General features: G+C 42.4%; 18 protein-coding genes. 10 read left to right on the top strand and 8 right to left on the bottom strand.

What is annotated here, in order from left to right; translation table 11 throughout:
• Nucleotides 1-146: 146 nt before the first annotated feature.
• The 9 genes from CRO21_RS17500 to CRO21_RS01515 all read left to right on the top strand — a co-directional run bounded on the left by CRO21_RS17500 (nt 147) and on the right by CRO21_RS01515 (nt 11,188).
• Nucleotides 147-323, top strand: coding sequence for a hypothetical protein (locus tag CRO21_RS17500; protein ID WP_171293956.1), 177 nt, complete (start codon nt 147-149; stop codon nt 321-323).
• A 404-nt stretch (nt 324-727) separates the two neighbouring features.
• Nucleotides 728-2,191 (top strand): NAD-dependent succinate-semialdehyde dehydrogenase, encoded by a 1,464-nt coding sequence (locus CRO21_RS01480; RefSeq protein ID WP_097077579.1) that lies wholly within the window; start codon nt 728-730, stop codon nt 2,189-2,191.
• Between the two features lie 108 nt (nt 2,192-2,299).
• Complete coding sequence (locus CRO21_RS01485; protein WP_097077580.1) at nt 2,300-3,085, top strand: SDR family NAD(P)-dependent oxidoreductase; 786 nt, start codon at nt 2,300-2,302, stop codon at nt 3,083-3,085.
• A gap of 48 nt (nt 3,086-3,133) precedes the next feature.
• Nucleotides 3,134-5,317 (top strand): alpha-ketoacid dehydrogenase subunit alpha/beta, encoded by a 2,184-nt coding sequence (locus CRO21_RS01490; RefSeq protein WP_097077581.1) that lies wholly within the window; start codon nt 3,134-3,136, stop codon nt 5,315-5,317.
• 45 nt (nt 5,318-5,362) lie between these two features.
• On the top strand, nt 5,363-6,601 hold the full coding sequence (locus tag CRO21_RS01495; protein WP_097077582.1) for a dihydrolipoamide acetyltransferase family protein: 1,239 nt from the start codon (nt 5,363-5,365) through the stop codon (nt 6,599-6,601).
• Between the two features lie 13 nt (nt 6,602-6,614).
• The gene (lpdA, locus tag CRO21_RS01500) at nt 6,615-8,006 is read left to right on the top strand and encodes a dihydrolipoyl dehydrogenase (RefSeq protein ID WP_097077583.1); all 1,392 of its coding nucleotides are present in this window, start codon (nt 6,615-6,617) and stop codon (nt 8,004-8,006) included.
• 132 nt (nt 8,007-8,138) lie between these two features.
• Entirely contained in the window at nt 8,139-9,440 is a 1,302-nt protein-coding gene (locus tag CRO21_RS01505) for an MFS transporter (protein ID WP_228150336.1), read from the top strand.
• Nucleotides 9,441-9,592: 152 nt separating this feature from the next.
• Nucleotides 9,593-10,438, top strand: coding sequence for a shikimate dehydrogenase family protein (locus CRO21_RS01510; RefSeq protein WP_097077584.1), 846 nt, complete (start codon nt 9,593-9,595; stop codon nt 10,436-10,438).
• 9 nt (nt 10,439-10,447) lie between these two features.
• Nucleotides 10,448-11,188, top strand: coding sequence for an SDR family NAD(P)-dependent oxidoreductase (locus tag CRO21_RS01515; RefSeq protein ID WP_097077585.1), 741 nt, complete (start codon nt 10,448-10,450; stop codon nt 11,186-11,188).
• A gap of 113 nt (nt 11,189-11,301) precedes the next feature.
• On the opposite strand, the gene CRO21_RS01520 is transcribed toward CRO21_RS01515, so the two are convergent.
• From CRO21_RS01520 to CRO21_RS01555, 8 genes are all read right to left on the bottom strand, one after another.
• Nucleotides 11,302-11,988, bottom strand: a complete 687-nt coding sequence (locus tag CRO21_RS01520; RefSeq protein WP_171293957.1) for a GntR family transcriptional regulator — start codon at nt 11,986-11,988, stop codon at nt 11,302-11,304.
• A 230-nt stretch (nt 11,989-12,218) separates the two neighbouring features.
• A complete protein-coding gene (locus CRO21_RS01525; RefSeq protein WP_097077587.1) occupies nt 12,219-13,340 on the bottom strand; it encodes an ABC transporter ATP-binding protein in 1,122 nt (373 codons plus the stop codon).
• A gap of 22 nt (nt 13,341-13,362) precedes the next feature.
• On the bottom strand, nt 13,363-14,346 hold the full coding sequence (locus CRO21_RS01530) for a formylglycine-generating enzyme family protein (protein WP_097077588.1): 984 nt from the start codon (nt 14,344-14,346) through the stop codon (nt 13,363-13,365).
• Nucleotides 14,347-14,350: 4 nt separating this feature from the next.
• Nucleotides 14,351-15,229 (bottom strand): carbohydrate ABC transporter permease, encoded by an 879-nt coding sequence (locus CRO21_RS01535; RefSeq protein ID WP_097077589.1) that lies wholly within the window; start codon nt 15,227-15,229, stop codon nt 14,351-14,353.
• A 2-nt stretch (nt 15,230-15,231) separates the two neighbouring features.
• Complete coding sequence (locus CRO21_RS01540; protein ID WP_097077590.1) at nt 15,232-16,176, bottom strand: carbohydrate ABC transporter permease; 945 nt, start codon at nt 16,174-16,176, stop codon at nt 15,232-15,234.
• Nucleotides 16,176-17,435 carry an ABC transporter substrate-binding protein gene (locus CRO21_RS01545; RefSeq protein WP_171293958.1) on the bottom strand — a complete coding sequence of 420 codons (1,260 nt, stop codon included), beginning with the start codon at nt 17,433-17,435 and terminating at the stop codon, nt 16,176-16,178. Before CRO21_RS01545 ends, CRO21_RS01540 begins: the two co-directional genes overlap by 1 nt.
• Before the next feature lie 13 nt (nt 17,436-17,448).
• Nucleotides 17,449-18,786: a sulfatase family protein gene (locus CRO21_RS01550; protein WP_097077592.1), complete on the bottom strand. Its 1,338-nt coding sequence runs from the start codon at nt 18,784-18,786 to the stop codon at nt 17,449-17,451.
• Nucleotides 18,787-18,853: 67 nt separating this feature from the next.
• Nucleotides 18,854-21,355, bottom strand: a complete 2,502-nt coding sequence (locus CRO21_RS01555; protein WP_171293959.1) for a TonB-dependent receptor — start codon at nt 21,353-21,355, stop codon at nt 18,854-18,856.
• 425 nt (nt 21,356-21,780) lie between these two features.
• Between CRO21_RS01555 and CRO21_RS01560 the strand changes: the two genes are divergently transcribed.
• On the top strand, nt 21,781-22,770 hold the full coding sequence (locus tag CRO21_RS01560) for a substrate-binding domain-containing protein (protein ID WP_097077594.1): 990 nt from the start codon (nt 21,781-21,783) through the stop codon (nt 22,768-22,770).
• Nucleotides 22,771-23,024 lie beyond the last annotated feature (254 nt).

Raw genomic sequence — 23,024 nt, forward strand, 5'->3', positions numbered from 1 at the left:
ATCTCCACCCGTTACACCTGGTTAATTGGAGCTGGTTTTATGAGATCATCTGTTTATCAAAGGGCGAATGGTAAATGGAAGGCAGACGTTGCACTTGATGATGAACGTCGCACAAAAACTTTTGATAAAAAAAGTGATGCTGTGCTGTGGCAAAAGAAAATGAACGTGATTTGTTGTTGAACAAACGTACCCGTGACGCATTGGATAAACGGAATATTGTTTTGACTGTGGCCGAGGCTTTACGACGTTATGCCAGTGAAGTATCAGAATTTTTAAAATTCGATATCCATACAAGAAAATTTTTAATAGTGATGACTGATTGACGTAAAAATATAAATAATTGATTATATTTAATATTTTTTTATTAATTGTCTTCAAAATAAGATGTCTTTAAAGTTTTAGTCATCTTATTAAAAACCAACCTCAGTTAAATTTTTTCGAATTGATGATATTTTTTAAATTTTGCGGCTTCATTTCATGAAGAAGCTAAATCTTCCTATAGTAATTTTTAAAATAAATAATAAGATTTTGATAATTAAATATTTTTAATAAATTTAAGACATGCTAAATCCCAATATTCGCCTAATTTTCTAATTTAAGCATCAGTGTTGATGAAGAAATCTACCGTAAGGCGCTTTAAAAAACTATTGCTGTAATATCGTATTATGGTAATATTGTTTCAGTGAAAGTAGGATACATATTAATTACTCCAAGGACGCGACAAGTTATGGATATCACTCAATTTGAAATTTTTAAAAATTTATCCTTAATCAATGGGACATGGGTTGCATCGACTTCGGGGCAAGAAATTGCCGTACTTAATCCTGTTGATCAGTCCTTGATTGCAACTATTCCAGCACTTGAATCAGATCAAATCACCGCTGCAATCAAATCGGCAGAACATGCTTTGGGTTCATGGAAAGCGCGTTCCGTTAAACAACGTTCAGACATTTTGAAAAAATGGTTTGAATTGATCATAAAACATCAAGATGACCTCGCTGCAATCATGACGGTTGAACAAGGCAAACCTTTACATGAAGCCAAAGGTGAAGTGAGTTATGCTGCGAGTTTTATTGAGTGGTTTGCTGAAGAAGGTCGTCGCATGTATGGAGACACGATTCCTTCTGCGAGTATCGATAAGCGTATCCTGACCAAGCGCGAACCAGTTGGAGTTTGTGTGGCGATTACGCCATGGAACTTTCCGGCAGCAATGATTACCCGTAAAGCTGCGCCGGCATTGGTGGCAGGTTGCACGATGATTGTCAAACCTGCGCAAGAAACACCCTTTACTGCTTTGGCATTAGTCTATCTTGCTGAATTGGCTGGTGTACCAAAAGGTGTCTTGAACATTGTTACAGGTAAGTCTGCCGAGATTGTCCCTGTCATGGTTCAAAGCCCACTTGTAAAAAAACTTAGTTTCACAGGCTCTACCCCAGTAGGTGCAATGCTGATGGCACAGTCTGCACCGACTCTGAAAAAGATGTCACTTGAACTCGGCGGTAATGCACCGCTGATCATTTTTAATGATGCCAATCTGGATATTGCTGTTCAGGGTGTGATGGACAGTAAGTTCCGTAATGCGGGTCAAACCTGTGTGTGTAGTAACCGTATCTTTGTTCAAGCACAAATCTATGATGCCTTCGTGGCGAAATTGGCAGACAAAATTGCTGTACTCAAACTCGGTAATGGATTAACAGCAGGGACAGATATTGGTCCGCTCATCAATCAAAAAGCGGTTGAGAAAATGCAAGCGCATATCGATGATGCCGTGTCACTCGGTGGTGAAGTTGTGCTGGGCGGTCGTGTTTCAGATTTGGGAGCCAACTTTTTTGAACCGACATTGATCAAGAATGCGAGTGACGAGATGTTGTGTTTTAGAGATGAAACCTTTGCACCATTGGCACCAATTTTTAAATTTACTGAGGACGCCGAAGTGGTAGCGCGTGCCAACAATACGGAATTTGGTTTGGCTTCTTATATTTTTACTGAAAATCTCAATCGCAGTATCGCTGTCTCAGAAGCATTGGAATATGGCATGGTGGGTATTAATACTGGTCTAATTTCAACTGCAGAGGCACCATTCGGTGGGGTGAAAGCCTCAGGTCTAGGGCGTGAAGGCTCAAAATATGGCTTAGATGAATATACCGAAATTAAATACATCTGTGTCGGCAACGTCCAAGCAACATTATAACTAGATACTGTTTGACAGTCTTAGCTCTAAGCAAATCAATATTGCAGTCAATGCGATCTGGTTTGGCATTGACATGTTTGATATGCATTAATTTTAAGGAAATTTATTATGGAAAATAATCAAGCAAAGAACCATTACTCAGGTATTGCCGGCAAAACAGTCATGGTGACAGGGGCCGCTGCGGGTATCGGATTCTGTCTTTCAAAAGCTTTTGCAGAACAGGGTGCGAAAGTATTTATGATCGACTTAAATCAAACCGCTTTGACCGAAGCTACCGATGCCTTGAAAGATTATTGCGTGCAAGGCTATGCCGCTAATGTTACCGATGATGATGCAGTCCGGGCAGCTTTTGACGCTTGTAAAAACAGCTTTGGTTTGGTGGAAGTACTGTTTAACAATGCCGGCATATCACTGAATAAACGGTCATTGGAGATCACCATGTCAGAATGGCGCCGCTGTGTTGATATTAATCTTAGTAGCCTGTTTTTGTGTTCGCAAGAAGCTGCTAAACATATGCAACAACAAGGTCATGGCGTGATCATTAACACAGCTTCGATTTGGGGTCTGAGTACCTCCGCTGAGCGTACCGCGTATTGCACTACCAAAGCCGGTGTCGTATCGATGACCAAATGCTTGGCTGCTGAATGGGGTAAATTGGGTATCCGTGTTCTGGCAATCGGACCGGGCTATACCCGTACAGCATTGGTTGAAAAACTACAGCAACAAAATACTTTGGATGTGACTGATCTTGAACGTCGCACTCCACTGGGCCGTTTGGCCGAACCAGAGGAAATTGCAGAATTAGCACTGTTCCTTGCTTCGGACGCAGCCAGATTTATGACTGGACAAACGTATTTAATTGATGGTGGCTGGGAAGCCAATGGGTTTCAGTAAACCCTCGCATTTATTCAACATAAAGCTATATTGTAAAGGATAGACCGAATGTCAAATCAGATTAATCTTCATCCAGAAAGCCCTTGGATTGAATTGCAAAGTACCCAAGAAGACTGGAACCAAGCAGATGCTGGATTGCTCGAAAGTATGCTGACACAGCTACATATTATTCGTGCATTTGAAGAGTCTGTACTTGAACTTGCTGGCGAAGGTTTAGTGCATGGTCCGGCACATTCAAGTATTGGCCAGGAAGGTGGAGCAGTCGGTTCGATTATCTCCTTAACTGCTGCAGATCAAGTCAATGGTTCACATCGTGGTCATCATCAATTTTTAGCCAAAGCCTTAACTTATCTCCGTCCAGACGGTATAAAGCTAGGTGATGCTTTTGGTGCAGATGTCCAAGATGTATTACAACGTACTTTGGCGGAAATTCTAGGCTTGGCACAAGGTTTTTGTAAAGGTCGTGGTGGTTCAATGCATTTGCAATGGATTGAAGCGGGTGCCTTGGGAACCAATGCTATTGTGGGTGGTGGCGCACCGATGGCAGCAGGGGCAGCTTGGGCTCATCGCCATGCGCAAACCGATGCGGTTGCGATTACTTATTTTGGTGATGGTGCGGTTAATATTGGTTCTGTGCTTGAAACCATGAATTTGGCAGCAGCATGGCAACTTCCCATTTGCTTTTTTATTGAAAATAACCGTTATGCTGTTTCTACGTCGGTTGAAGAAGCCACAGCAGAAACACGTTTGTCTTCACGAGGATTAGCATTCAATATTCCGAGTTGGAAAGTCGATGGAATGGATCCTTTAGCTGTGCATTTGACCATGCAGCAAGCCTTACAACATATGCGTGAAGGTAAGGGCCCGACCATTGTTGAAGCGGATGTTTATCGCTTTTTTCATCAAAACGGTCCCTATCCGGGCAGTGCATTTGGTTATCGCAGTAAAGAAGAAGAGCAAGAATGGAAAGTCCGTGATCCGATTCTATTGCTCGAAACACAAATGATTGAACGCGGATTATTGACTCTAGATCAAGTCAATATATTGCGTAGACAATGCCAAGATATCATGGCACAAGCTGTGGCTGAATTGACAGAACCTACAGACAAAGGCAAGCGCCGGATTCGTCCTGAATTGTGGCCTTCAAAAGATTTTGTTGATGTCGGTATTCGTGGTGATCTCAAGGAGATTAAAAATGCAGAAACGCTGGAAGAAATTGGCTTTACCCAACCTTTAGTGAAAAGTAAGTTTATTGATGCAGTCGCCAATGTGATGAATCGTCGTATGGAAACGGATGATTCAATCGTGGTGATGGGAGAAGATGTTCACCGTTTAAAAGGAGGGACCAACGGTGCCACCAAGGGGCTAAAAGAGCGCTATCCAAACCGTACTCTAGGTACGCCGATCAGTGAAAATGCATTTATGGGGCTTGGTGGTGGCATTGCGGTTGATGGTCGCTTTAAACCTGTAGTCGAGTTTATGTATCCAGACTTTATGTGGGTGGCAGCTGACCAAGTATTTAACCAAATTGGTAAAGCGCGTCATATGTTTGGTGGTCAAAGCGATGTGCCTTTGGTGTTGCGTACTAAGATTGCGATGGGAACTGGTTATGGCTCACAACACTCTATGGATCCTGCTGGTATTTTTGTCACCAATCCGGGCTGGCGGATCGTTGCCGCATCAACACCGTTTGATTATATCGGCCTGATGAACTTTGCCTTAGCTTGCCATGATCCGGTTTTGGTTATTGAGCATGTGGACTTGTATAGCAAAAGTGGTTTTGTTCCTGAAAATAACCTCGATTACCAAATTCCATTCAGTAAAGCAGCAGTACGTCGTGAAGGTCAAGCAGTGACTATCTTGACTTATTTATCTATGGTTAATCATAGCTTGGAAGCGGTTGAACAAACCGGAGTTGATGCGGAAGTCATCGATTTACGTTTCCTTGATCGCGCCAGTCTGGACTGGGATACCATCGAAGCCAGTATTCGTAAAACCAACAATGTATTGATTGTAGAACAGGGCAATCAAGGTACTTCCTATGGCGGCTGGTTATCAGATGAATTACAACGTCGTTGCTTTGATTGGCTTGATCAACCGATTCAGCGTGTCCACGGCACGGAAGGTGCGCCGAGTATTTCCAAGGTGCTCGAACGCGCTGCGGCTGCGCGTACTGAAGAAGTGGTTGATGGTTTATACCGGGTTATGCGTGATAAGGGCGAAGCGATCTAATCGCCTTCGTCACAGTTTATATACATTTTAGTCAAAGGTCGCACCATGTCAAAGTTACTCCATATGCCAGAAGTTTTGGCGAATACTACTCATGCCACGATTAATAAATGGTTGGTTGCAGAAGGCGATAGCATCATTATTGGCCAATGTATTGCAGAAGTCGAAACCGATAAAGCAGTCGTTGAAATGATTGCTGAGCAAGAAGGTTTGATCACTAAACTTATTGCTCAAGAAGGTGAGGAAATTGAAGTCGGTGCAGCAATTGCGCAGCTAAATGGTGGTGGTCAGGTTGATCTCGCTGCGATTCAATCTGAGACAGTAGAGGTTAATACTGCTTCAAATACAACAGGTGATGCTGCATCTATTGCCCAGACTGCTGAAACTGATTCATCAACGGCATCAAATCATAAAAAAGATAAACGTATTTTTGCTTCTCCTTTGGCAAAACGCTTGGCACAGCAAAATCAGTTAAATCTAAATGATCTCAATGGCAGTGGTCCTCATGGTCGTATTGTCAAACGTGATATTGAATTGGCATTAGAGCAATCGATTGCGCAGACGACATCCGTACCAGTTGTTATCGCAGAGCCTGCTACAGTTGTGGCGGAATATGACGAAATCCCATTGACCAATATGCGTAAGACTATTGCGCGTCGTTTGTCTGAGAGTAAATCGACCGTACCGCATTTCTATTTAAATGTGGAGTGTCATGTGGATGCTTTGCTGGCAATGCGTCAGCAAATCAATGCGATTGCTCAAGAGAAAATTTCGGTTAATGACATGATGATTAAAGCTGTTGCAATGGCATCAGTACAAGTGCCTGCAATGAATGCATGCTGGGCTGAAACTGTCATTCGTCAATATCACCATGTGGATATTAGCGTGGCTGTGGCAACTGAAAAAGGTCTTCTTACCCCAGTGATTAAAAAGGTCGAAACCAAGTCGTTGTCGGCAATTCATCGTGAAGTGGCTGAATTAGCAGAGTTAGCGCGTGCCGGTAAATTGACCCCTGACCAATATCAAGGTGGCAGCTTTAGTATCAGTAATTTGGGTATGTTTGGTGTATCAGATTTTAATGCCATCATCAATCCACCTCAGGCTGGTATTTTGGCAGTGGGTGCCATTAAGAAAAAACCAATCGTGATCAATGATGTCCTCGAAGTTGGGTCAGTACTGCGTTGTAGTTTGTCTGCGGACCATCGTGTGGTCGATGGTGCCGTGGCTGCTGCATGGTTGTCTGCTTTCCAGCAACTCATCGAAGATCCACTGAAGTTGTTGATCTGAGTAGGGGAACATAATGAGTAAGCAAAAATTTGATCTGGTCGTAATTGGTGGCGGACCGGGCGGCTATGTTGCGGCAATCCGTGCCAGTCAGCTTGGTATGAAAACCGCAGTGGTTGAAAAAGCGGAATTAGGTGGGATCTGTCTGAATTGGGGTTGTCTACCGACCAAAGCATTATTACGTAGTGCCGATGTTTTACGTCTGGTGAAACACGCAGATATATTTGGTATCGATGTTGAACAACCACAAGTAAATATTGACAAAGTGGTACAACGTTCACGCGATGTATCGGCAAAGTTACAGCGTGGCGTGGCAGGTTTACTCAAGAAAAACCAAGTGACTGTTTTTCAAGGTGAGGCCAAACTGCTAGGGAAAGGTCAAATTAGTGTACAAAACATAGCATCAACACAACAACTTGATGCCACCCATATTATTTTGGCAACCGGCGCCCGCGCACGTGCCATACCTAATATGCAAGTCGATGGACAGCATTTTTGGAGTTATCGGGAAGCATTAGTACCCAAGATGATTCCAAAACGTATGGTGGTCATTGGTGCCGGAGCGATTGGAATGGAATTTGCCTGTTTTTATCAATCAATGGGAGCCAAAGTCACCGTGATTGAACTTACAGATCGTATTTTGCCACAAGAAGATGCTGAAATTTCAAGTACAGTTGCCAAATCATTGAAGCAAGATGGTATTCAAATCTATACAGAGTGCAAAGTTGCTCGTCATCAACTGCTTAATGACGAAGTACAGCTCAGTATTGAAGGCAAGCAAAATACTCAATTGAACGCTGATGTGGTGTTGTTGGCAGTAGGGATTTCGGCCAATACCGAAAATCTCGGATTGGAAAAAACTCGAATTCAGCTTGATCGTGGTCATATCGTGACAGATGAATATTGTCGCACCAGTGAAAAAAATGTCTATGCTATTGGTGATGTTGCTGGTCCGCCGTGGTTAGCGCATAAAGCCAGTCATGAAGGTGTACTCTGTGTTGAAAAAATCATGGGGTTGGAGGTACATCCACTGGAAGTCCATAAAATTCCTGCATGTACTTACAGCCATCCACAAGTGGCCAGTGTAGGTTATAGCGAAAAACAAGCGCAGGCCTTAGCTAAAAAAATTCGTGTTGGAAAATTCCCATTCGTTGCTAATGGTAAAGCCCTAGCAATGGAAAGCAGCGAAGGTTTTGTCAAAGTGATTTTTGATGAGGCTAGTGGTGAATTGCTGGGTGCACACATGGTGGGAGATGAAGTAACGGAAATGATCAATGGGTATGCCATCGCACAGACCCTTGAAACCACTGAGCAGGAGTTGATGCAAACTATTTTACCGCATCCAACGATGTCGGAGGCAATGCATGAAGCAGTACTTGCTGCTTATCAACGCGCACTGCATCAATAGTCTGAAAGGACTTGCAGATTAGGATTTGTGAGATCACATCATGACATGATTGTGCACGATGAGTATGGATGCATTTTTGTATGCAAATCATTGAATTGGTAGCCAATTAAGAGAAATTACATAAGGATATATATGAATCAGGCCCTAGATAATTTAAATAAATCCGTAGATGAAACGCCCGCAATGGATGCGACGCGTAGAAAATCGCTCATGGCAAGTGGAGTAGGTAACCTTTTAGAATGGTATGACTGGACCATTTATGCGGTTGCTTCAGTTTATATTGCTTCAGCATTATTTGATAAATCTGATCCCACTTCTGCATTACTCAGTACCTTGGCAGTATTTGCTGTAGGTTTTATTTCACGCCCTTTTGGTGGTTTTATTTTTGGGCCGCTTGCGGACAAAATCGGCAGACGTAATGTGCTGATGATTACCATGTTACTTATGGCGGGTGCAAGTATCGTGATTGCTTTGATTCCAAGCTTTGAAAGCATTGGCTATTGGGCATCATTGATTTTAGTCTTGGCACGCTTAGTTCAGGGATTTGCTCATGGCGGAGAAACGACCACATCATATGCTTATGTATCTGAGATTGCCCCGCCAAAAAGGCGTGGCCTGTGGTCGAGTACAGTATTTTTTGCGGTTGGCTTAGGTTCTTTAACAGCAACGTTATTTCTTGCTTTACTGACATCTGTGATTCCAAAAGAAGAAATGTATGAGTGGGGCTGGCGGATTCCATTTCTATTGGGTGGAGTATTAGCCTTCTTTGCACTTTATCTCCGACGTAATATGATGGAAAGTGAGCATGTTGAAAAAATGCAGCAGGATGATAGTCCACCTTGGCCATTCTCTAAGTTTCTAATAACGGGGTTAAAACTATTTTTCTATGAAGCTGGTTCAACCTTAACTTATTATATTTGGGTGACGGTATGTGCTATCTATGCGATTACGCATTTAAAAATGGACCCACATGATGCTTTCGTTATGAGTTGTTTAGCGCAGCTGGTTTATTTGATTTGTCTGCCGATCCAAGGTTGGTTATCGGATATTATTGGTCGTAAAACTAGTACGCTGATTTCATTTAGTGGTTCGATGGTGATGTTATTCCCATTGTGGGGCCTGCTTTCAAATGAGCCGTGGACTTTGTTTGTTGCACAGGCCATTGGTCTATTCTTTGTAGGCTTCTTGACTTCCAGCAAACCTGCGGCAATGTCTGAGCAAATTCCAAACCGTTATCGTACTAAATTATTTGGTATCTTTATGTCGCTGTCAATCGCAGTGTTCGGTGGTACCGCATCTTATTTAAATACTTGGTTATATGCCAATAATCTTGAGGCTTTCTTTAATATTTATGCAGTTGTAGTGTGTATTATTGCGATTGCTGTGGTACTAACTTGGAAAGATAATAAAGGTATTGATTTGGATAAAGTTTAAGCTTCTATCAAAGAAAGCTTTCCTTGAATAGAAGCTTTCTTTGGATTTAATCAACAATGTTGGTATCGGTGACGATTAAATCTCTATATACCATGTTGAATGTGTAAAAAATAGCGAAAACATAGCGATAAAGTTTCAAGTTGAGGAACGTGATGATAAATAATATTGAAGCAATGCCCATTTCTGGTAACACCAAAATCATTCCGATATTGGCCGATCCCATCGCTCATGTAGAAACCCCACGCATCATGAATATGTTACTACGTAAAGCCAATTATGATGCAGTTTGTGTGCCGTTTCAGGTAGCGGCTGGAAATCTCGGTCAATGTATAGCAAGCCTAAGATTGATTCCGACCATTGCCGGAGCCGTGGTCACTGTCCCGCATAAAATGAGTATGTCTGAATTAACCCATGTCAAAGGTGCACAAGCGAAAATCATTGGTGCAGTGAATGCCATTCGCTTTGATTCGCAACGTCAGGTACATGGTGAAATGTTTGATGGTAAAGGTTTCGTGCAGGGTTTAATTAACTCAGATATTAATGTTGGCGCAGATTTAAGGGTATTTATGGCCGGTGCTGGTGGTGTGGCACGTGGTATTGCTTTTGCGTTATTAGAACAAGGCGTTAAAACGCTACGTATATATAATCGTACTCAGGCGACAGCAGAAGAATTAGTACTTGCATTACAAGCCTATGCTCCAGATGCAGATATTCAATATGCAAATGCCAACGCAGTTGATGTCGATCTATGTATTAATGCGACTTCGGCAGGTATGTTGGGTGCTTTGCAAAATATCCTGCCATTTAATATTGATGCTTTAGACCAAAAAACTTGTGTTGCTGACGTGGTCATGAATCCACCGAAAACACAAATACTCTTAAAGGCCGAAGCTAAGGGAATGAAAATCGTACCTGGACAAGAAATGTTACTTGCACAAATTGGTCAGTTGGCTGCTTTTATTTTAGATGAACCAGAATTGGCGCTTATTCGTTTATAGGATATCGAAATGTTTAATTTTCAAGGTAAAACTGTTCTGATTACTGGTGCTTCTGGTGGAATCGCAATTAGCTGTATCAAAAAACTTTATCAGGCGGGTGCTCAGTTGGTACTGTCGGATCTGAATATTGATACCCTAGAAAAATTTACTTCAGCACTTGATCCAACTGGCGAACGTATTTTAGCTGTGGTGCAAGATGTATCGAATTCTCAACACGCCATTGATGTGGTTGCAGCTACAGTGGAACGCTTTGGTGGCATTGATATTGTGATTCCGTGCGCAGGCTTATATTTAGAGCGTGCTCTAAAAGATATGTCCGATCAGGAATGGTCGAAAGTAACGGGTGTAAATTTGGAAGGGGTATTTTATACCATTCGCGCAGCCATTCCGCATTTACGTCAAGGCGGTGCAATTGTTAATGTGGCTTCAATGGCAGGTCATAAAGGGAGTTTTAACCATGGTCATTATGCAGCATCTAAAAGTGCGGTACTAAATTTAACCCGAACGTTGGCGATGGAATTGGCGCCCAATATTCGCGTCAATAATGTGTCACCAGGTTTAATTGATACCCCCATGGTTCGTCAATTGATGGAAGAAAAAGGGGAGCAGTTGCTTGATCAAACGCCATTACACCGCCTTGGACACGCAGATGAAGTCGCAGACGCGATTTTATATTTAGCTTCTGATTTTGCTAGTTTTATTACTGGTGAAACCTTGCATGTGAATGGCGGTTTATATATCGCAAGTTAATCTAGGCAGTACAGACGCCAATCACTAGGCATATATTTCTTAAAGTGAAAAGATCTATAGCCATCACAATCTTTCGTCTTCTTCTTCAAAGGAAGAGGACGAAAGGAAGATGTTTATAGCGAATGTAAATCTAAACGGCGTTTATAATTGATCACGGCTGCTCGACCTGCATCTAATAAATGCTCATCGTTATGTGCGCAGGCCTGTTCAATATCTTCGGCAAGAGTTGCATCAAAGATCAGTTTTAAATCTGCATAACCACGTTTGACTCGATCTTCGTAAACAAACGCAAAGTGTTTAAATAAGCCGACACGTGCCTGAATTTTTAAAATCATTTCTTCGAGTACATTATTTTTAGCGCCTTTGAGTAGAATGTTATAAAATTTATCTTTGTATTCCCAGCGTTGATCTACTGAACCATTTAAAAAATTCTTATCCAGTGCATTATATAATTCTTTGAGTTCTTTTTTGTCTGCTGCATTGGCATTTTTAATAAATAATTCAATCATTAAACTTTCAACTTTGGCCCGAACCAAATATAAATTGATAATGTCATCTTCAGACAATTTAGTTACGATGGGACCTTGTGTAGACTCCACACTGATCAAATGTTCACTTTCTAACAGGCGTAAAACTTCACGGATAACTGTGCGAGAAACACCATAACGTTCGCATAGTGTACTTTCTACCAGACGATCACCAGGCATAAAGAAGCCATCAAGGATGTCACGTTTTAACAAAGTTGTAACTTGTTGCCTAATCGGCGCTGCTTGGCGTTGAACTAAAGGCTTATCATTCATTGTTGGAACCTGAGGAATGGACATCGTAATATTATAATACAGATAGATTTATTTTGTTGGTTTGTACTGGGACAAAGTATCTGTAAACAATTAAATTATCAAAATTATTTAAAAATAGTCAAAATTTAATTCGCTAAAAATATGTCGCAAAAGTATCTGCATAAAAATGGGTTAAGAAAGATTTTTGTACCATGATTGAAGGGCTAAGCCGGTTTTTGGCATAAACATTTTTATACATGTGTATTCATCCGTTGTTCAGTCAACGCATCAAAAAAATGCAATTTTTCTGCGTTGATGCTTAGATAGAGCGGCTCTCCTGCCTGTCTGATGTCGCGTTTTTTACTGATAATAAATAACTCTTCGACATCATGTTTGGTTTGCGGTTGGTAAGGTGATTGTAAATACGTCAGTATATGGGTTTCTGCGCCCATTTGTTCAGTGACTTGAATGGTTGCCGTGATGCTGTGTTTCTGTGGGGCTGCGACAAGTGAGATATCTTCTGGGCGAATACCGAGAATCAGGTCGCGATCCAGTAATGCTTTGATATTTTGATTATTACCAAGTGTAATTTTACAGCCATGCGTGGTGATAAAATCGTGGGGATACTGTGATGAAATTTTACCTTTTAGGAAATTCATGCTGGGTGAGCCGATAAATCCGGCTACAAAGACATTTGTCGGTGCATCGTATATATGCAGGGGCGTACCGATTTGCTCAACTTTTCCGTCTTTTAACACCACCACTTTATCTGCCAGCGTCATGGCCTCAATTTGATCATGGGTGACATATAGCGTCGTGGTTTTCAGCGTTTGATGTAATTGTTTGAGTTCTAGCCGCATGCGGCCCCGTAATTTGGCATCCAGATTGGACAAGGGCTCATCAAATAGAAATACCTGTGGATCACGTACAATGGCCCGTCCCATGGCAACACGTTGTCGTTGCCCACCTGAAAGCTGGCGGGGATAACGCTCAAGAATTGCACTTAAGTCCAGCATTTTTGCGACTTGTTCGACTTTGTTTTGAATACTTTGTTTATCTATTTTTTTGAGTTTTAGCGCAAAACCCATATTTTCTGCGACGGTCATTTGCGGATAGAGGGCATAGCTTTGAAATACCATGGCAATGTCACGATGTTTGGGTTCAATATCATTAACGATTTGTTCACCAATCTTAATATCGCCAGATTGTATGCTTTCCAGTCCTGCAATACTGCGTAGAAGCGTCGATTTACCGCAGCCTGATGGTCCAACCAATGCAACAAATTCACCATCGGCAATCTCTATGCAAATATCTTTTAAAATCTCAAGTTGACCATATCGTTTTACAATGTTTTTGAGGGTTACTTTTGCCATGAAGGGTTACTCGATTCTATTTTTATTCAGGGTTAGATACGCAACGAAAACCAATATTGGACGCACTACTGTTCGGCGTATTCGCGGTTCGCGCAGCAACACGATAACGATTGCAATAGCTGTCATGACATAAGAAAGAGCCACCTTTCAAGACATGTTGTTTGCCAGTCTCGGGGCCTTTGGGATCATGTAAATGGAGCTGTAGATGGCGCGTACTGAAATAATCGGCGCACCATTCCCAGACATTGCCAGCAACATCATATAAACCGTAGTTATTGGCAGGGAATGTGCCAATAGGTGAGGTGCCTAAATAGCCGGTATCAGGTGTATTTTGTCCGCTGTGTTGATCCGGAAATCTGCCTTGCCATGTGTTACACATTAATTGTCGATTGGGTTGGAATGTATCGCCCCAGGCATATTTTTGCTGAATTAAACCGCCTCGTGCTGCAAATTCCCATTGTGCTTCTGTTGGTAATTGCAATTTTGCCCACTGACAAAATGCTTGAGCATCATGCCAAGAGATATGGACTACGGGGTGATCCAGCCGATGTTGAATGGTTGAACCTTTTCCTTCAGGGCTATGCCATGCTGCATGTTCTACATAGACCCACCAGGGTGTTTCAGCGACATGTTGTGCTTGATAATGTTGCAATTGCTGTGTTTGTAAATGTTTGAAAAACACATACGATCCACCGAACTGTTCTGCTTGCGTCACATATGCAGTGGCATCAATGAACTGTTGAAATTCTGCATTACTGATTGGTTTGCTTGCAATGGCAAAGGGCGATAAGGTCACTTGTCGAACAGGACCCTCGCCATCCAAAATATTAATATCAGTATCTTCACTGCCCATCAAAAACTGTTGTTGATTTTCAAATTTAACCAGATCAAGCTGAAATACGGCATGAGCTTGTACTTGTATCTCCATTGAAGATGGACAATGCTGTTGTTGATTTTGTGGGCAGCAGCAGGGCGATTGGGTTTGTGGTGTGATAGGTTTGTGCATAGATTTATCCTTTAACAGCCCCAGCGGTAAGACCAGAGATGAGACGACGCTGAAAGATCAATACCAAAAGAATGATGGGAATGGTGATGATGACCGAGGCTGCCATAATCATACCCCAGGGCACTTGATAGTCGGCAATTCCGGAAATCATAGAAATGGCCACCGTTGCGGTCCGTTCGGATTCTTGACTGGTAAAGGTTAAAGCAAATAAAAACTCATTCCATGCCGTAACAAAAGCCATCAGACCTGTGGTAATTAAAGCAGGCCAGAGAGTGGGTAAAAAGATTTTAAGGATAATCGTAGGGTAGCTGGCACCATCGACCAGTGCTGCATCTTCGAGTTCTTGTGGAATGGCACGCATATAGGCGGTGATGGTCCAGATGGTAAATGGCAAGGTAAAAATTAAATAAGAAAAACTAAGCCAGCTTAACGACAAGGCATGTGACCATTGCACGCCCAATTCAACTTGTAAAAAACTGCGCCATGCCACATACATCTGGTACATGCCCGACAATACTGCAATTTGCGGAAACATGGAAACTGCCAGGATTGTCAGTAATAAGGTTTTGCGGCCAATAAAGTCAACTCGTGCTAGTGCATAGGCCGCCAACACGCCAAAGAATAAGGATAAGCAGACCACAGTGCTGGCGATGATGACCGAGTTTAAAATATTGACGCTAAAATATTCTCTAAGAAAAATTTGACGATAATTCTCCAAACTGGCATCAATCGGAATTAAACCAGGTTGAAAGATTGCTGTTCCGGATTGTAACGAGGTGATAATGGCATAATAAAAGGGAAATACCAGCCAGACCACCACCACCAATAACCAGAAAAAAAACAACCCACTTTTGCCTATATGTTTTGCAATGTTTTTTGCCATGGTTAATGCTCCTGCCGCTCAATGACACCTGAAAATTTAATCCAGACAATTGCCAAGCCACATACAACCAGAAATAATAGAACCGATGCGGCAGAACCTTCACCGAATTTGCCATATTCAAACAATAAACGACGGGTATAGACCGACATAGAAATTACATTTTCATCAGAGGGATTGGCAATATAAATGAGATCAAACACACGTAAGGCATCCAGCATACGAAATACCACTGCCACAGCAACCGCAGGAAAAATAATCGGTAAAACAATGTGCCTAAACGTTTGCCATGACGTTGCACCATCTATTCTGGCCGCTTCCTTTAACTCATTCGGTACAGTTTGTAGTGCTGCCAATAGCATTAAAGCCATAAAGGGTGTGGATTTCCAGACATCAATCACAATAATGGTGGCAAGTGCAGTGGACGGTTGTGATAACCATGCCACACCGGTATCAATCAAGCCAAGCTGTGTGAGTATCCAGTTGATAATGCCGTATTGATCGTGCAACATCCAGACCCACATTTGTGCCGAAACAATGGTTGGGATCGCCCAAGGAATTAATACCAAGGCACGTACAATTCCTCGATAGGGAAATTCCCGATTGAGACTCAGCGCAATCGCCATGCCAAAAAACAATTCAAGCGACACGGAAAAAAAGGCAAAAATAATGGTATTTTTAACCGATAACCACCAGCGCGTATCGGTTAAAATCCCTAAATATTCACCCTGAAAAACACTAAAATAATTATCAAAAGCAACCCATTGAGCCGCTTGTGGGTCATCGGCAGTGGCATTGCTAAAGCTAAATAAAATGGTTTGCCCTAAGGGCAGTGCCGCCACCAAAAGCAGTAATAATAAAGCTGGTAGCAACAAATATAGGGCTGTACGTAATCGTCTTGCTGCCAATGTCTTGGCAAAAAATGTCTGACCTAAATGATTGATATTCATCACCACCCCCGACCTTTAACCCGTTTCAGGCGTTGTTCCAGTTGCTCGACTGCTTCAGGGGCGGCTTGTCGTTTTTGTAAAACACGTTGCACCGCTGTCCAGAATTCATTACTGACTTCAGGATAATGTTGTCCAGTCTGTGCCGAAGGTCGTGCGATCAAATCCCGTGCAGCAAGTTTAAGTTGGGGCAATAATGGGAATTGCCGAATAAGGGCTGGATCATCATACAGTGTTGGATAAGTAGGTGGTAAGCTATAGGTGGTTGAAATACGCTGTGCTTCCTGACTACCTAGATAAATCACCAGTTGTTTTGCCAGTTGGCTTTGCTTTGAATATTTAGAGGCAACAAAACCCCAACCCCCCATAGTTGCCGCAGATTGACCTTGACCTTCATACGGTAGACGTGTGACGGCAACCTTGCCGGAGACTGCACTACCTGATTCCTTTTGTAGTAAATTCCACACTGCTGGCCAGTGTCGCATAAATACCGCATTACCGGTCTGAAACACGCCACGTACATCATCTTCCTTATAGTTGACCACACCAATGGGGGAGATACTTCCAACCCATGAACCAGCCAGTTTCAGTGCAGCGATGCTGGCAGGATTATTGATGCTGATTGAACCATCCGCCTCAACAATTTGCCCACCACCATAGGACGCGACCCATTCCAAAGCATTGGCAGTCAGACCTTCATAGGCAGCGCCCTGAAAGACATAGCCCCAGAGATTTTTTTGCCCTTTTGCCCGTTCCTGTTGCTGAATATAGCGGGCAATTCGGGTCATTTCTGTCCACGTTTTGGGTACTGGCTGTTGGTATCGATCCAGTAAATCCTTACGATAATAGAGTAGCGGAATACCTACGGTATAAGGTAGCCCATATAATTTTCCACTTTGATCAGAATATGCAGAAATGACAGTGGGGAACATCTGTTGCTGTTGTGTGGTGTCTTGCGATAAATCCAGTAAATGTTGGCGCAATTGCCCCACCCACTGACTATCAAATTTATACACATCCACACTGTTATTGCGTGAAGCCAGCCAGGTACGATATTGCACAAAAACATCATTACTGGCATTACTCAGCTTGATGATTTTAACCTGATGCCCGGTTTTTTTCTGCCATGCTGCCAATTGTTTTTTCAGTGCTGGAAGTTGTGCATCAGAGGGTGCAGCAAGGGTTAAAGTTGCTGCATATGCTGATGAAAACAGTGTGGTGACAGACAAGGCACATAAACAGAAAAAAACACTTCTTTTCATAAGATTGGCGACCTTATAACACTGTAGATGAGGTTGTATCATCATTTTGTTGTGAGTTGACCTTGGTATCGCCATCCGGTGAAATAGCATCACGAGGTACCACATAGATGTTTGGATCAGGCGTCCAGTCCGCTTGTAATAGAGGATCATGAGTCTCCTGCATCCAGCTCAATAACTGTTGCCGAAGCTGTTGGGCAATTTCGCCATAGTCTATTCGATCAATCAGGTTGACTTTTTCCTGCGGATCCAGAATCACATCAAATAAACTTTCTCCCTCGGGCAGCCAGTTGCGCCAGCCATGTTCAATAAATTGTTGTTTGCTGGGACTGGCATCGACATTCGCCAGAATACGCAAATCTGCTGTATCAAAACGCTTGGTAAAGCGCCATTTCGCTGTGCGAATACTACGCACAGGTTCCAATGCAGCATGATAGGTAATTTCTGAAAAGAGTTGTTGATGAAGTTGTTCGGTTTCACCTGTGACCAGTGGCAATAAACTTTCTCCTCTTAGCCAGTCAGGTTCCGGTATATTGGCAAGTTGGCAAAATGTCGGGAAAATATCCAGTTGTGAGACTATACCATCAATCACCTTACCGCCGGAAAAATGCGCACCATCTCGCATAATCAGCATGACGCTTGTGCCTGCATCCCCCGCAGTACATTTCATATTGGGCCAAGGTAATCCGTGGTCGGTGGTGAGTACCACCAGCGTATCATCTGCATCGCCTGTTTGCTCTAATGCTGCCAGAATTTGTCCAAAGGCTTCATCTGCTATTTTGATCGATTGATGATAGCCTGCCATATCCAGACGATTGGCGGCATTATCAGGAATTCCGGGTGGGGTTGAGAGGTAACGTGCTTGTGTTTCATCAGCAACATAGGGATAAGGACGATGGGTTTCATGAAAACCAACAGACAGGAAAAAAGGCGTGCTGCGATCACGTTGTTTTAGCCAATGGATGGCAACAGGTGCGACTTTCTGTGCGGCAGTATTGTCAATTTGCAAAATTTCGCTATAGCCCAATGCAGTGAGTTCATCAGGTGGAGCGACATGCTGTTCGCCAATTAACACCGATTGCCAGCCAGCCTGTGCCAGTACATAAGCCAGATGTTGGTGGGGTGTGGTGAGTCGACTGCCACGATGTGCCAAGCCCATCATGCCATTTTCATGTGGCCAGTTACCATGTAACAATGCAGCCCGACTTGGGCTACAGACTGGCGCTGCCGAAAATGCCTGCCTAAAAAGTACCCCTTGCTGGGCAAGTTTGGCAATATTCGGCGTAGGTATGGCAAACCCATAAGGTGACACATAACGACCACTATCATGGGTATGTAAATAAAGCAAATTCATGGCAATAACAACTTCATACTAGAGAAATTAAATCAGGCAGCTGTCCGTAAACAGCCACCAAAACAATTTAGAAACGATAACGTAAGGCTAGCTGGTATTCACGTCCAAATAGCGAGCGTCCCATCACCACATTATTCACATTGGCTGAACCTGCAACACGAGGGTTACCTTCAGTCAATCCTAGCTCATTGGTGATATTACTGCCGGTAAAACGTAGATCCCATTGGCCAAAGTCCAGTTTTGCCCCTAAATCTACAGTTTGGTAAGACGGCAAGGGTTGCAAATTATTGATATCCGAATAACGGCTACCCACATAGCTATAGGTGCCATATAGCGATAAATCGGCAAAATTCAGCGGAATATAATAACTTGGCGTGAAACGAACCTGTACAGAGGGTTGACGTTGCACTTCATTGCCATTTTTAAAGGCAGGATTGCTACTGTCGACGACATCTTTAAATTCACCATTTAACCATGTGGTATTCAAACGTAATTCCAGACGATCAGTTGGGCGCAGTGCAGCTTCTAGTTCCAGACCATAGGTACGGGAACCAGCAATCGAGTTAATGGTGGTTTGCTGATTGGTATTGGGATCTACAATTTGCTGAGTGTAAGTCTGTCCGTCAAATTCATTTAAAAATGCAGTGAGCGCCAGATCATACAATGGATTAATGGTTTTTAAACCCAGTTCATACTGATCAATACTTTGTACTACACTTGCTTCACCTAAGTTGCGCACATCATCCAGTGAGGGAAAACGATAGCCAGAGTTTAGACGGGCAAAAACACTGAGATCAGGTTGTAGGAAATAGTTGGCGCCTAAGGTCCAAGAAGTTTTGGTATCAGAGAATTTTGAGTACAGTTTATTGCCATTTAAAATGACGCTGCTGTTGTTATAAAATGTCAGAGGATTACCATCCAGATCGACACCAGCTGTGGTGAGGTTTCGATTACCATCCGCTTTATAGTGTTCTAGACGAACGCCGGCATCCAGTCTTAAATCGGGTGTGATTTGCCACTCGTCTGCCAGAAATGCGGCATAATTGCTACCAGTATAAGATGCCTTAACCTGATTGGTGGTGGCACTGACAAAACCATCCCGGCTGATTTGCACCCCGTTATCTAGCGTGACATTAATACGACGGGCATTAGGTTCCATTGACAATAAAACATTATTGCCCTGATACCATAAATCATCGACACTATAATGTGCAAAATATCCACCTAGCGTAACAGTATGATCAGCAAAGCTACGACTTAAGCGAAAGTCATTACTAAAAGATTCGATGTCTTTGTCGATTGAATTAAGTGCAGCCACAATAACCGGTTGGGATAGGTCGGTAATGGCACTACCGGTTGAGGCAAAAGAAGCACTTCCCGAGGTTGCTAATCCACCCGCACTATTCACTACATTGGCAGAACCATTGGCAGCAGTAATACGACCATTGATATAGTCATTTAAACTTAAAGGCGTTGCGCTGGTAAATAAGGCACGCACATCGGCTGTACCTTTAAGAAAACTGGCACGATTACTCAAGGTCCATTCATCAAAATTTAAGTCGAGATTGACACCAAATAAATTCAGATCAATGGTACGGCCATCCGAATAATCTCTTGAGATGGTTTGATCAGGTGCAATTTCCAGATTAAGTTGACGAAGATCATTACCCTGTAAGGTATCCTTGCGTTGATCAAATCCGGGATAAGTGGATAGTTTACCGTTGTTGGAGAGTAAAGGGGCTGGTGTGAAAAAGGCATTGCTGTCATGGGTTTTTCGCACATAGAAGGTTAAATCATTGCCATCACCCCAGCGTTTGCTTAAAGTGGCACTGAGTTGCCCACCTTCATCAGCAGGATATTGGGTATCACGAATCCCATCACTTTGACGATAAAAACCGCCGACAGTTGCGTACCAGCCTTCAGCAATTTTACCGCCATAGTAGCCGTCAAAACGATATAACCCTTCAGAGCCTAAAGTGATGCCAGCTGTTCCTTCTGGGGTATCTTTGCCTTTCTTTTGAATGAAATTTACAGTAAGGCCTGGATTACCATTGGAAAAAATCGGACTCGGACCACCTCGCAGGACTTCTACACGCTCAACCGTATCATCAATACGAAATAGACTAAACCCTTCGAGGAAATCTAGCGTTGCAGGTACAAAGATCGGTGAACCATCCAGCTGGACCGTGGCAAAACCGCCACCACCATTTTGCGGGAATCCCCGTACACCGACATGTAAACCGGCCACACCGCCCGAAGTTTCAGCAAATACACCCGGTACGATTTTCATTAAATCGGCAGTGCTTTGTGGTGCCACTTGCTTAATTTGTTCCTGATTTGCAGTGGAAATAGAGAAACCGGCATCCAATTTGCTGATGCCGCTACTTCTTGCCGTACCTGTCACGACAATTGTTTCCAACTGTTTGACCTGTTCCGTAGATTGCGTTTCTACAGCAGGAGACGTGGTCGTTGAAGCGGTGTCCGGTTGTGTGTCTGCATGGCTATTTTGAAGTGCAAAACTTAATAGCATACTCACAGCAACAGATAATCTGGTCTTGGATAAAGTCATGATACAAACCCCCAAATGGTCATAGCAAAAGTCATGGCAAAAAATTAAGTTATCTGTCGAGCGAGTATTCATTTTTCCGATACATGGTTTAGAGATAACTTGTTGTTATAGGATGGATATTTAAAATCATGGGAATATTTTGATGATTTTTTGTATCCATCCAAAGCGCTTTGGATTTTGTGACTTTTAGGCTTTAAATTGAAATAAGAAAAATAGGGGTCAACATCTGAAAAATAGATAAACAAGAGTTGTATGTTGAAAATTTGAAGATTTTATTCATGTAATAGATTGATTATTCTTGATAAAAAATTATTTTTTAACGAAAGGTGATCATGCCGGTTTTAGACGAAAATAATTGGATTATAAAAAAGGATATTCGATAAAATGCTATACCACCAAATTCAGTCATTCAGGTTATCCATTTAATGTCACTCAAAGCCATCGCCGCAGAACTTGGTTTATCACTTACTACAGTGAGTCGGGCATTAAATGATTATCCGGAAGTATCCTCCAAAACAAAAATCAAAGTTAAACAGGTTGCAGATCGTCTTGGTTATGTGCCGAATTCAATTGCCAGAGGACTGGCATTGGGACGTGCGAATGCGGTCGGTATCGTATTTCCCGCCACAGTGAATGATCTGGGCGATGTTAATTATTTGCATGTGCTTTCTTCCATGAGTGAGCGTTTTGCCAAAGAGGGCATAGATTTACTGATTATTTCTGCTCCTCCAGAACACGAGCTGGCAACTTATGAACGGATTATTAAGGGTGGGCGTGTCGATGCGTTTATTGTACCCAGAACAAAAGTCCATGATGAGCGACTGGCCTATCTGCACCAACGAAAAATCCCTTTTGTGGCGCATGGTAGAAGCGAGGGTTTTATTCATCCCTATGCTTGGTTTGATATGGACAATGCCCATGGCGCGGCCCTAGCAGCAAAACAGCTGATTAACGCTGGCCATCGGTCTATCGCCTATTTGGGTGCAGATTTATCTTATAATTTTATTCAGCAACGATATCAAGCTTTTAAAAATGAAGTCTGTCAATATCCAGACATTCGCTTACAAGAGTACCGCATTGGCCTTGAGCAAAATTCTGGTTTTTTAGTCACCCAACATCTTTTAGAACAAACAATATTACCTGATGCTATTTTTGTTGATAATCATATGGCGGCGGTAGGTGTTTTACTTGCCCTTTCTAAAGCAGGCTTAAATCTGAATCAGGATATTAAAGTGATTGTTTATGGTATGTTATCGCAACAGACCATATTGCCAACACATGATATTCAAACCATAGAGATTCCCAAAACAATTGATGTGGGATATGAATTGGCAGAATTAATGCTTAATCTCTTGAAGAAAGATGAAATATCCAGTGTTCTATATCAACCAGTACTTGGATTTATTGAGTATTAATCGGAACTTAACATAAGGTTTTTTTTAAAGAGAAACTTATATTATGTTTACAAAATGATGAAAAATAGAAGGATAAATAAACAACTCAAATATATAAATGAGGATTTAAGTGTTTATTAAGAACATTCTCTACTAGCACCACATTAGTAATACGTCTTATTTACATTTTTGAAGGCTGTTTGAATTTAATCCAGACAAAGTATAGTCAATTTTAAACCCTATTATTAATAAGGATTATATTTTAGTCTAAATTG

This window comes from Acinetobacter puyangensis, assembly GCF_900096995.1.
Lineage (GTDB): Bacteria > Pseudomonadota > Gammaproteobacteria > Pseudomonadales > Moraxellaceae > Acinetobacter > Acinetobacter puyangensis.